Origin of the sequence: Flagellimonas sp. (genome assembly GCF_965233845.1) — a bacterium.
GTDB lineage: Bacteria > Bacteroidota > Bacteroidia > Flavobacteriales > Flavobacteriaceae > Flagellimonas.
In genome coordinates this window covers 2,893,597-2,905,650 of the sequence record NZ_OZ247584.1, presented here as the reverse complement: position 1 = coordinate 2,905,650, position 12,054 = coordinate 2,893,597, and the positions used below count along the sequence as shown (strand labels likewise).

Sequence of the window (12,054 nt, the reverse complement as noted above, 5' to 3'; positions counted from 1 at the left end):
TCGATTTATTAAAAATATACTTTGGCTTGAATTTTGACGTTATGGTAACAGTCAATCGAGAACAGCGTAGAACACTATGAGTCGAAAAAGCTTCCTTTTAGTTCCCATTTTTCTGGGAACTGTTTCAATTCTTTTTGCCCAAGAGACACAGGTATTTTCCCATGAAGACAAGGCTTTTCAAGATGCTTTGGCTTTGTACAACAATCAACAATACCAAGCCGCCCAGGCTATTTTTGAAAAGGTAAAGACCAGCACTTCTGATGGTGAGACAGAGGCCAATAGTGCTTACTATGCAGCCAATGCTGCTATTCGATTAAACCAACGCGGAGCGGATAAAATGATGGAGGATTTTGTGGAACGTTATCCCACATCCACCAAGCGTAATTCGGCTTTCTTGGATGTGGCCGATTATTATTTTGAGACGGGTAAATACCCATATTCCCTGAAGTGGTACAAAAAGGTGGACCAGTCCGCTATGTCCAATGCGGACAAGGAACGCTTCAATTTCAACAACGGCTATGCATTGTATGCTTCCAGAAGACCAAAGGAAGCCGAACGTTACTTGAGTAGGGTGAGCACCTCCCAAAAATATGGTTCCCAGGCCAAATACTATCTTGGATACATTGCCTATGAACAGGATGACTACGATGAGGCCAGTGCCCGATTTGATCAAATCACAGACCCGGAGTTACTTAACGAAAAACTTTCCTATTATCAAGCAGACCTAAATTTCAAGTTGGGCAATTTTGAGGAAGCTATCGCCATGGCCAAAAAGCAACTACCCAAATCAGATCGTAAAGAAGTTTCGGAACTGAACAAGATTATTGGGGAAAGTTATTTCAACCTGAAAAAATATGACGAAGCCCTCCCATATCTTAAAAAATACAAGGGGAGAAGAGGCAAGCTCAGCAATACGGACTACTACTTAATGGGCTATAGCCATTATATGCAAGGTGATTTTGAAGGGGCCATACAGCAGTTCAACAAGATCATCGGTGGCACCAATAGCGTTTCGCAAAACGCCTATTACCATCTAGCGGAATGTTATCTCAAGCTCAATAAAAAATCGGAAGCGTTAAATGCATTCAGAAATGCTTCCCAAATGGACTTTAGTCCAGAGATTACAAAAGACGCATTGCTCAACTATGCGCGGTTGAGCTATGAAATTGGAAATGCCTACGAGCCTGTTCCCCAGGTCATGGGAACCTATTTGGAAAAATATCCAAGGGATGAACACCAACAAGAAATACAGGAACTTTTGGTGGATTCCTATATCACCTCCAAGAATTTTGAGGGAGCTATGGAGCTTTTGGAAAAAAATAAAGGTTATGCCAGCAAGGAGACCTATCAGAAGGTTGCTTTCTATCGAGGGGTAGAATTGTTTTTGGATGGCGATTATGAGGCTGCCGTTGAGCGTTTTTCCAAATCCATCAAGAGTGCGGAGAACCCAACGTTTGAGGCGAGGGCTCAATACTGGATGGCGGAGAGCAACTATAGGTTAAATCGCTTTGAAGAAGCTTTATCTGATTTTGGAAAGTTTGAAGGCAATTCTGCTGCAAGGAATTTGGAAGAGTATCAGGATTTGGATTACAATCTGGGGTATTGCCATTTTAAATTGAAGGATTACAACAAGGCTATTTCACATTTTAATAAAGTGACAACAGCTGGTGGAACGGATGAAAAAACCAACGATAGTTATGTGCGTCTGGGGGATAGTTACTTCGTGACCAGTAAATACAATTCAGCGCTGTCGGCCTATAATGAGGCTTCAAAAATGAATGGCCCTGAAAGAGATTATGCCGCTTTTCAGAAGACCCTTTGTCATGGATTTTTGGGTAAGAATTCCACAAAAATTGAAGGGATCAACCAATTTTTGACCCGCTATCCCAAATCTTCTTTACGGGATGATGCCTTGTTCGAGTTGGGGAATTCCTATATCAAATCGGATAATGAAAGTTTGGGATTGCAGAGCTACGATCGTTTGATCGAAGAGTTTTCCAGAAGCAAGTTTGCGCCCCGTGCCATGTTGCGCCAGGGATTGGTGCATTACAATGCCAACAGAAATGGTCAAGCACTGACCAAATTAAAAGCTGTGGTTCAGAAATACCCGAATACCCAAGAGGCCAAACAGGCCGTGGCCACGGCAAAATTGGTGTATGTAGATGAGGGTAGGGTAAGCGAATATGCTGCTTGGGTAAGAAATCTCGATTTTGTGGAAGTAACCGATGCCGAGTTGGACAATGCTAGTTTTGAGGCGGCAGACAGAAAATATGCCGAGCGAAAAACCGATGCCGCCATCCGTGCTTTTGAAGATTATTTAAAGGAGTTTCCAACTGGAATCCAATCCCTACAGGCGAATTTTAACCTGGCGCAGCTGTATTTTGGGAAAGAGATGAAAGACCAAGCATTGGAAAAATACTTGGTAGTGGCCAATAGCGGAAGCGGTGAGTACACCGAGCAGGCACTGACCAGGGTGTGCGAGATTTACGTGGGAAAACAGGATTATCAAAAGGCTATTCCCTATTTGGAACAATTGGAAAATACGGCAGAAATAGCCCAAAACAGAACTTTTGCCCAATCCAATTTGATGAAGGGATATTACGGGCAAGACAATTACAGCAAGACCATTGCGTATGCAGAAAAGGTGTTGAAAGCGCCTAAAATTGATAACCGGATAAAAAGTGATGCCCAGATCATGATTGCCCGATCTGCAATTGCTACTAACGACGAAGCCTTGGCGGAGACGGCATATAGTGAAGTCAAGAAAATTGCCACTGGGGAGTTGGCGGCCGAAGCTTGGTATTATGATGCGCTCTTTAAGCATAAAAACCAGGATTTTGAAAGTTCCAATATCGCGGTGCAAAAATTGGCCAAGGATTATTCCGCTTATAAAGAATGGGGTGGCAAAGGTTTGATCTTAATGGCTAAGAATTTTTATGCGTTGCAGGATGCCTTCCAGGCCACCTATATTTTGGAAAGCGTGATTTCCAATTTTTCGGAGTATGATGAAATTGTGGCGGAGGCCAAAGGTGAACTGGCATTGATAAAATCTAGGGAGGCCCAAAGCAATTCATCCGTTGATCCGGGCAATTAATACGAGACATGATGCAAAGGAAAAACCATATATTTTCGATTCTATTTTTGAGCCTTTGGGGAGCAGTTTTTGCTCAGGAAACCGATGACATAGGTACAGAAACGGTTACGGTGGTAAAACCGTATTCCCCCACCGTTTCGGATGCCTTTAAGATCAAATCGGCACCCAATCTAAACGATTCCATTGTACTTCAAAAAAAGAACATCAACTATAGTATCTTCTCGGTGCCCGTCGCTTCTACTTTCACTCCAGCAAAAGGAAAGGCCTCCAAGGTGAAACGAACGCCACCACCAACCCTGTATAATTCCTACGCTTCGGTAGGTCTTGGGAACTACAACAATGCTTTGGTGGAATTGTATACCAGTCGTGAATTCAATCGTGGGGAGGATCTTTTGGATTTTGGATTAAACCATCACTCCTCAAGGGGAGCCATAGAAACCACTCCTTTGGATGCGGATTTTTACAACACCAAGTTTGATGCTTCCTATGCCAAAAAGGACAGGGATATGGATTGGGGTGCCAGTGTTGGTCTTCAACATCAATTATACAATTGGTATGGTTTGGAAAATGGGACTTTTGATGAAGCCACTGTGGCAGGAATTGATGAGACGCAAAACTATTTCAATGCCCAAGCCAAGGCACATTTGAATTTGGAAGATTCCTATTTTAAAAGTGGCAAGGTGCTGTTGCGAAGGTTTTGGGACACTACAAAATCCGGGGAGAATCGTGTGGTTTTGGAACCGTCTGTGGAATTGCCCATAACAGAGGAATTGGTGACCATCAATGCCAAATTGGACTTTGTAAATGGGAATTTTAAAAACGCTTCCTTGAACAATACCCTTAATGACGGGGAAATCAATTATAGCCAGTTTCAAGTGGGAATCAATCCAAGTTTACTGGTATTGCGTGATGATTTGACCTTGAATTTGGGTGCCAATTTTGTTTATGGCCTGGACACGGAAAACAGTGATTCCAACTTCTATATTTACCCTGCAATTACCGCTTCCTATCGTTTGGTGGATGAAACGGTAATCGCCTATGGTGGAATTGAAGGGCAACTGGAACAAAATTCCTACTACGACTTTGTTCAAGACAATCCTTATGTATCCCCAACTTTGGACATCCAGCCCACTGACAAACAATACGAGGGCCATGTCGGTATAAAAGGGCAATTGATGTCCAATGTGGGGTACAACATCAGGGGATCCTACACGGCGGAAAACAGAAAACCATTGTTCTTTCTGAATCCGCAGAACCTATTCCGTACCGATGACAAGGGCTACTACTATGGGAATTCATTTCAGGTGTTTTATGATGATGTAAAAACTTTGGGCATTTTTGGGGAACTGAACGTTGATGTAAATAGAAATTTCACCTTAGGTATCAATGCGGAGTTCTTTGATTACGATACCGAAACAGATAATCCAGCATGGAATCTTCCAAGCATTAAGGGCTCTGTGTTCATGGATTATCAAATCAATGAGCAATGGTATTTGGGAGCCAATTTGTTCTATGTTGGGGAACGTGAGGATTTGATGGCGCAGGCCATTCAAAATGCGACCCCATCAGAATTTCCTGCCACCATTGTGACCTTGGACAGTTTTTTTGATGCCAACGCCCATGCAGGCTATCGATTTAACGAACAGCTCTCCATATTTGTAAAAGCCTCCAACATTGCCAACAACAATTACCAACGCTGGGCCAATTTTAGGGTACAGGGCTTTCAGGCCTTGGCCGGTGTTTCGTATAAGTTCGACTTCTGATTTGTAGGAAAAACACAATAAAGTGCTAAGAAAATCGTTATTACATGCACGCCTATCGGTTCGCAAGGGACAGATAGGCTACCCCACATGGATTGGAAATCATGCGATTACGATTCAGCAACATATTGACCAACCTCACAATTTCCCTGTGTATTGCATCGGGGGTTGCCCAAAATCTCGTCCACAATGGTGGATTCGAGGATTTTGTGGAGTGCCCTGTTAAAATGAGCAATCTTAACGGTGATTCCGAGTATTGGAGTGCTCCAACCTTGGGGACCACGGATTATTTTAACGAGTGTAGCAAGACCAAGTTGGGAATTCCCATGAATTTTAAAGGAAATCAAGAAGCATACGAAGGAAATGCCTATGCTGGCCTGTATCTTTTTGCGCCCAAGGATTACCGGGAGTATATTCAAGTGGAACTTAAGGAAACCCTAAAAAAAGGACATAGATACCGATTGAGCTTGTCCTTGAGTCTTTCTGAAAAATCCGATGGAGCCGTGATGGATTTGGGTGCTGTTTTTGCCCAAAAACCGCTCTCCATTCATACCAAAAGACAACTTTCCAATGCAGTTTTGGCATCGAGCCAAACCCGAACCACGCACGCCAAGCAATTTTCGGCTACCGGCTTTTATGATGATAAAAAGGAATGGATGCAGGTGAGTTTGGATATTGTGGCCAAAGGATTTGAAAAGCATTTGGTATTGGGCAATTTTAAAAGCAATGGTGGAACGCACTACCTGGATTTTGGTAAACGAACTGCTAGGGCAGAGGGATACTCCTACTACTATTTGGACGATGTTGCCTTAATATACTTGGGACCGGACTATCAACCCAATCAAAGTTATGTACTTAATCATGTCAACTTCGATTTTGACCGTTTTGAGTTGGAGCCAAAGGCCAAACAGAGTTTAAAAGATGTCTATGACTATTTGAAAAAGAACCCTCAACTCAAGGTTTCCATTAGTGGGCATACAGACGATCAAGGTTCCGACGACTACAATAATGTGCTCTCCAAACAAAGAGCTACCACGGTTGCCAGATATTTGATGGGATTGGGATTAAAACCACATCGAATTTCTTCCAAAGGGTATGGCAATAAACTGCCTTTGGACAGTGCCCTTACCGATAAGGCCAGACGCAAAAACCGTCGTGTGGAGTTTGTGATGACGGAGTTTGTGGACGACGAGTAATTCGCTGATTTTCTTTCTATTCTAGATTTAGTGCTGGGTGCTTGAAGTGCCACTGAGCAGTTCCTTCATTTCAGCATCATACTCCAAAACAATACTCTCCGTACTTCCACCATCCAAGACAAAGAATGATTCAGGTCGGTATCCCTTGGATTTGATATTGATTTTCCAATGAAAAGCCCTTTCGCTAGTAAGAACAAAGGAGCCATCGTAGTCCGTAAAAGCCACACTATCGGTACCACTTATTTCAACGGAAGCTCGGTAAATGGGAAAGCCAAGCTCGTCTACAATTTTGCCCGTTATCTGATTTTGACCAAAACCAAAACAGGGCACAAGGCACATTATTAGCATAAAGGTCACTATGCGCATCATAGTAAGATTTGGACTATAGTAACGTATTTTATTGAAAGTTAGTATTATATACCGTGCTAAACTGATGGCAACAAAATTGAAAAATTAGACAATACAGGCCTAAATCCAACGTTTATATAGGCAGTACGAGAACCTAAAAAACATAATTTCTATGATTTATAAGGTTACTCGTATTTTTTTACTGCTATTATTTGGCTTCCTGTTGGGTCAACCAACGGTTGCGCAAAACCTGATATTGAATCCTAGCTTTGAGAAGCATAATTCCTGCCCCGTTAATATTACGGCGTTTGACTCTTTGCTTGAGGATATTTCAATTCCTTCATCAAGTTCTGGAGATTATTTTCATGAGTGTGGTTCCAATGACTTTGGCGTACCTGCCAATTTTAAAGGTAGTCAAAAGGCAACGGATGGCTCTGGCTACGTGGGGTTGTATTTCTATGCCCTTAACGATTATCGGGAGTATGTTCAGTTGAATACCAGTAAGACCCTACGTGAAAAACATCCTTACAAACTGTCATTGCAAGTAAGTCTTGCCGAAGCTTCAACTTTGGCCTTGAAAAACATTTCGGTAATGCTGGTCAACAAAAAGATCAAGCTACCCAATAGCTCGGCACTTACCACTTCCCGTTTGGATTTTCAAGAAGATGTAATATTCCAAGAAGTAAAGCTAAAACCAAATAAATCCTTGGCCAATACGGACGAATGGATAACCCTTACCGCAGAATTTGAAGCCAAGGGTTTCGAAAATCATATCATTGTTGGAAATTTTGCCAGCAATACCGATACAGCACTTTTGGAAAAAACCACTCCAGTTTTATCAAGTGACTTCTCCTATTACTATGTGGATAATTTTGCCCTGGAAGAGTTGCCAAGGGTCAATTATGAAAAAGATAAAATCTATGTGTTGGAGCGCAATCCTTTTGAACCTAAGGGATACGAGCTGGACGCAGAGGCTATTGCCAATGTCAAGAAAATATTCAAATACCTTAAGGAGAATGCTGAGGTCCAGATGAAGATTACGGGACACTCGGACAATGCTGGAAAACCGGGTTATGACAAGTTCATTTCCTCCCTAAGAGCCAGGGCGGTGGCGCTCTATCTTACAAAAATGGGAATTGACGACAGCAGGATTGTATGGGAAGGGGTAGGAAGTACAAGACCGCTGGGCAATGGAAAACTCAAGGATGATCATTTGTCCAATAGAAGGGTTGAATTTGTAATGACCGATGTGAAGGATTAAAAATATTTAAATAACCAACTACAACTGTTAATTGAAATCACCTCTTTAGAGGTGATTTTTTTATATCCCATGGATCAATTAGTTGACCCCGATAGTACTGCTACATTTTTCTATTTTTGAAGGAAACCTTCAGATTTATGAAAAAATATCATTTGGGATTCTTATTGATTTGTTTGCTCGTTGCTTGCACTCCAAAGGAAGAGGTAGATTTATTGATCCATAATGCCAACATCTACATCGTTGATGCTGAATTTTCCAAAGCCACTGCCTTGGTGGTAAAGGACGGACTGATTGTGGCTGTGGGAAGTTCCGAAGAATTACAACAAAAATATAATGCCAAGGAGAATCTGGATGCCCAGTCAAAGACGATCGTTCCAGGTTTAATTGACGCCCATTGTCATTTTTATAATCTCGGATTGGATCAACAGATAGTAGATTTGGTTGGGACGAAGAGTTTTGATGAGGTCATCGAGAAGGTAATCGCCTTCCAAAAGGAACGTCCTTCCAATTTTGTCCAAGGCAGGGGATGGGATCAAAATGATTGGGAAATCAAAGAGTTTCCAACCAAACAACAACTGGACCAACTATTCCCTGATATCCCTGTGGTTTTACAACGAGTGGACGGCCATGCCTATTTGGTGAATCAGAGAGCATTGGATATGGCAGGAATTGACGAGCACACCCAAGTGGATGGTGGAGAAGTGATTTTAGCGGGAGGTAAACCAAGCGGAGTATTGGTGGACAATCCAATGGCCTTAATCGATAACATAATTCCACGACCTCAAAGAGCTGAACAAATTCAGGCGCTGAAGGATGCCGAAAGCCTGTGTTTTAATTACGGGCTAACTACGGTGAACGATGCAGGACTTCATAAGTCTACCATTGAACTTATAGACAGCCTGCACCAAACGGGGGACTTGTCTATGCGGATCTATGCCATGATCAGCAACAACCAAGAAAATTTAGATCACTATTTACAGGCTGGGATTTTGAAGACCGATAAACTTAATGTGCGATCGGTTAAGGTATATGGAGACGGTGCTTTGGGCTCCAGGGGAGCAGTACTTAAAGCACCTTATTCGGACCAACACGGACATTTCGGTGCCATGGTCACCCCTGTAGATCAAATTGAGGCCTTGGCTGAACGAATAGCGGCTTCAGATTATCAGATGAATACACATGCCATTGGTGATTCTGCCAATATTGTGGTTCTAAGAGCCTATAGAAAGTCGCTTGAGGGTGTCAAGGATAGAAGATGGAAAGTGGAACACGCCCAAGTTGTTTCAGAAGAAGACTTTGAATATTTCGCGGAAGGCATTATCCCGTCCGTACAACCTACACATGCCACAAGTGATATGTATTGGGCAGAAGACCGGTTGGGGTCAGAGCGGGTTCAAGGGGCATACGCCTTTAAAAAATTGTTGGATAAGGCAGGAATTGTAGCTCTGGGTACCGACTTTCCTGTGGAAAGGGTAAGTCCTTTCTTAACCTTCTATGCAGCGGTGGCCCGTCAAGATTTGGATCAGTATCCCGAAGGAGGATTTCAAATGAAGGATGCCCTATCCCGTGAAGAAACACTTCGAGGAATGACCATTTGGGCAGCCTATTCCAATTTTGAGGAAAACGAAAAAGGAAGTTTGGAACCAGGGAAATTCGCTGATTTTGTCGTCCTCAGTGATGATATCATGACCATTTCTGCGAAAGAGATTCCAAACTTAAAAGCGGAACAGGTGTTTTTGGGTGGAAAACGGGTAAAATAAAAACGGGCCTTTAGGCCCGCTTTACATATTCGTTTACGAGTTGTTTTTTATAGACTGATATCCAGTGAAACTCTGGTGTTTCCCCAACCCATGACCATATCTCCGTCGTCTGCAAAAGCAATGGAAAAAACGTCTAAGGATTCGCTAGCCGTACTGGCTTTGGCCGAAACTCGTACAACATCAGCAGCACTGTCATAGGAATAAGCTCCCCATTGGTTAAGGTTGCTGTTCAATATGATGGTCCACTCGTCTTCTCCAGGAATGGTAAATAAGGAGTAGCTACCGGCCTTCACTGATTTTCCGCCAACAGTGGCATCCTTATAAAAGGTAATTTCGCTGGCCTCGTTGGCTCCTGTTCTCCATACTTTGCCTACCGGGGCCAAGTCGGCAAGATCTCTTTTAACCCCATCTTTTTTCAGTTTGGGTCGGCTATAAACCACCTTTATGGCTTTGTCCGATACCCTATAACTGGAAGGATAAGTGGCAATATCTGCGGGGCTTATATCCAGACCGCTAAACTTTTGGGCGGCTAGCTCCGTAGAAAAAGTAAGTGTTAACATTAAAATGGTAAGTGAGAGAAATTTTTTCATGATAATGATTTTAGATGTTCCCAAAACTAGGATGTTAATGAATGATGATTTTATAAAAAGACGTTAAAATTTAACAAGACTTACAAAGTGATAGGGAATCATGAGATAATCTCTGATAACCTAACATAATTTTTAATAAAGATGAATCTAAATGAAAATATGTAAGCAATAATTCCAATAATGTTTTATAATTGACGTTATTCAATAATATTTGTATCAGAAATTGTTACTAATTTATTAGAGATATGTGCGGAATAGTATGCGCGTTTGACGTGAAAGAAAGTACAGAGAGCCTTAGGCCCCAATTATTGGAGATGTCCAAGAAAGTAAGGCATAGAGGGCCGGATTGGAGTGGAATTTATTCAGACGATAAAGCCATTTTGGCCCATGAACGATTGGCAATTGTGGATCCGGTGTCGGGGAAACAACCATTGTTCAGCGAAGATGGAAAATTGGTGTTGGCAGCCAATGGTGAAATATATAACCATAAAGAGCTTAGAGCCCAATTTGAGGGAAAATATCAGTTTAAGACACAATCGGACTGCGAGATCATTCTGGCCCTTTATAAAGAAAAAGGGGTGGATTTTGTGGATGACCTTAATGGGATATTTGGTTTTGCGATTTACGACAGCGAAAAGAATGAGTATTTCATTGCACGGGACCATATGGGAATCATTCCGCTATACATAGGATGGGATAAACAAGGGACTTTTTATGTGGCCTCTGAGTTGAAAGCTTTGGAGGGAACTTGCTCCAAAATCGAATTGTTCCCTCCGGGACACTATTTACATAGTTCGGATGGGGAATTCAAGAGATGGTACAAAAGGGACTGGATGGAGTATGAAGCGGTAAAAGAAAATGAGACCAGCATCGCAGCGCTAAAAGAGGCCCTGGAAGCTGCAGTTCACCGTCAGTTGATGTCAGATGTGCCTTACGGAGTGCTACTTTCCGGTGGATTGGACTCCTCGGTAACATCGGCCGTTGCCAAAAAATACTCCCAAATGCGAATAGAGTCTGGTGACACCAAAGAAGCTTGGTGGCCACAACTGCACTCGTTTTCAGTAGGTTTGGAAGGATCCCCTGATTTGGCCGCTGCACAAAAGGTAGCTGATCATATTGGAACCATCCATCACGAAATCAAATTTACCATCCAGGAAGGATTGGATGCCATCAAGGACGTTATTTATAACCTTGAAACCTATGATATCACAACGATTAGAGCCTCCACGCCCATGTATCTTATGGCAAGGGTCATCAAGTCCATGGGAATAAAAATGGTGTTATCCGGAGAAGGAGCTGACGAGCTTTTTGGGGGCTACTTATACTTCCACAAGGCACCAAGTGCAAAGGATTTTCATGAAGAAACTGTAAGAAAACTGGATAAGCTTCACATGTACGATTGCCTTAGAGCCAATAAATCCTTGGCCGCATGGGGAATTGAAGGTCGTGTACCTTTCTTGGATAAGGAATTTATGGATGTGGCCATGCGAATCAATCCCAAGGACAAGATGATCAACGGGGAGCGTATGGAAAAATGGGTGATCAGAAAAGCCTTTGAATCCTATTTGCCGGAAAGCGTGGCCTGGAGACAAAAAGAACAATTCTCTGATGGAGTTGGATACAGTTGGATAGACACCTTGAAAGAGTTGGTGGAAGAAGAGGTAACGGACCAGCAGTTGGCCAATGCCCACTTTAAGTTCCCGATCCAAACGCCAACCACCAAAGAGGAATATTATTACCGTTCCATTTTTGAAGGGCATTTCCCTTCGGATGCAGCAGCAATGAGTGTGCCACAGGAGCCTTCAGTGGCCTGTAGCACCAAGATTGCCCTGGAGTGGGACGAGGCCTTCAAGAACATGAATGACCCTTCAGGAAGGGCCGTGGCCAATGTTCATGAAGATGCATACGTAAAATAGCCGACCCATTATATTTTATGTAGTAGGAAGATGCTGTTTTGTTTCATTTTCAATTAGTCAGAAAAGCCCCTGTTGCAAGGGGCTTTTTGGTTGAAAAATTCCTGGAAATTCCACTTCGCTTTTTCCACA

8 protein-coding genes are annotated in these 12,054 nt (G+C 42.6%); 6 read left to right on the top strand and 2 right to left on the bottom strand.

What is annotated here, in order from left to right:
• The first annotated feature begins 76 nt into the window (after positions 1-76).
• From ACO6S0_RS12920 to ACO6S0_RS12910, 3 genes are all read left to right on the top strand, one after another.
• Positions 77-3,094 carry a tetratricopeptide repeat protein gene (locus ACO6S0_RS12920; RefSeq protein WP_422348776.1) on the top strand — a complete coding sequence of 1,006 codons (3,018 nt, stop codon included), beginning with the start codon at positions 77-79 and terminating at the stop codon, positions 3,092-3,094.
• 11 nt (positions 3,095-3,105) lie between these two features.
• On the top strand, positions 3,106-4,857 hold the full coding sequence (locus tag ACO6S0_RS12915) for a TonB-dependent receptor (RefSeq protein WP_422351828.1): 1,752 nt from the start codon (positions 3,106-3,108) through the stop codon (positions 4,855-4,857).
• Positions 4,858-4,958: 101 nt separating this feature from the next.
• Entirely contained in the window at positions 4,959-6,050 is a 1,092-nt protein-coding gene (locus ACO6S0_RS12910; RefSeq protein ID WP_422348775.1) for an OmpA family protein, read from the top strand.
• A 27-nt stretch (positions 6,051-6,077) separates the two neighbouring features.
• Here ACO6S0_RS12910 and ACO6S0_RS12905 read toward each other — a convergent pair whose 3' ends face one another.
• Positions 6,078-6,419, bottom strand: a complete 342-nt coding sequence (locus tag ACO6S0_RS12905) for a carboxypeptidase-like regulatory domain-containing protein (RefSeq protein ID WP_422348774.1) — start codon at positions 6,417-6,419, stop codon at positions 6,078-6,080.
• A gap of 151 nt (positions 6,420-6,570) precedes the next feature.
• On the opposite strand from ACO6S0_RS12905, the gene ACO6S0_RS12900 reads away from it, so the two are divergent.
• Both ACO6S0_RS12900 and ACO6S0_RS12895 read left to right on the top strand, forming a co-directional pair.
• The gene (locus ACO6S0_RS12900) at positions 6,571-7,659 is read left to right on the top strand and encodes an OmpA family protein (RefSeq protein WP_422348773.1); all 1,089 of its coding nucleotides are present in this window, start codon (positions 6,571-6,573) and stop codon (positions 7,657-7,659) included.
• Between the two features lie 137 nt (positions 7,660-7,796).
• On the top strand, positions 7,797-9,419 hold the full coding sequence (locus ACO6S0_RS12895; RefSeq protein WP_422348772.1) for an amidohydrolase: 1,623 nt from the start codon (positions 7,797-7,799) through the stop codon (positions 9,417-9,419).
• 47 nt (positions 9,420-9,466) lie between these two features.
• Here the strand turns inward: ACO6S0_RS12895 and ACO6S0_RS12890 are convergent, their stop codons facing one another.
• Positions 9,467-10,009, bottom strand: coding sequence for a DUF2911 domain-containing protein (locus ACO6S0_RS12890; protein WP_422348771.1), 543 nt, complete (start codon positions 10,007-10,009; stop codon positions 9,467-9,469).
• A 245-nt stretch (positions 10,010-10,254) separates the two neighbouring features.
• Between ACO6S0_RS12890 and asnB the strand changes: the two genes are divergently transcribed.
• Complete coding sequence (gene asnB, locus ACO6S0_RS12885; RefSeq protein ID WP_422348770.1) at positions 10,255-11,925, top strand: asparagine synthase B; 1,671 nt, start codon at positions 10,255-10,257, stop codon at positions 11,923-11,925.
• The last annotated feature ends 129 nt before the right edge of the window (positions 11,926-12,054 follow it).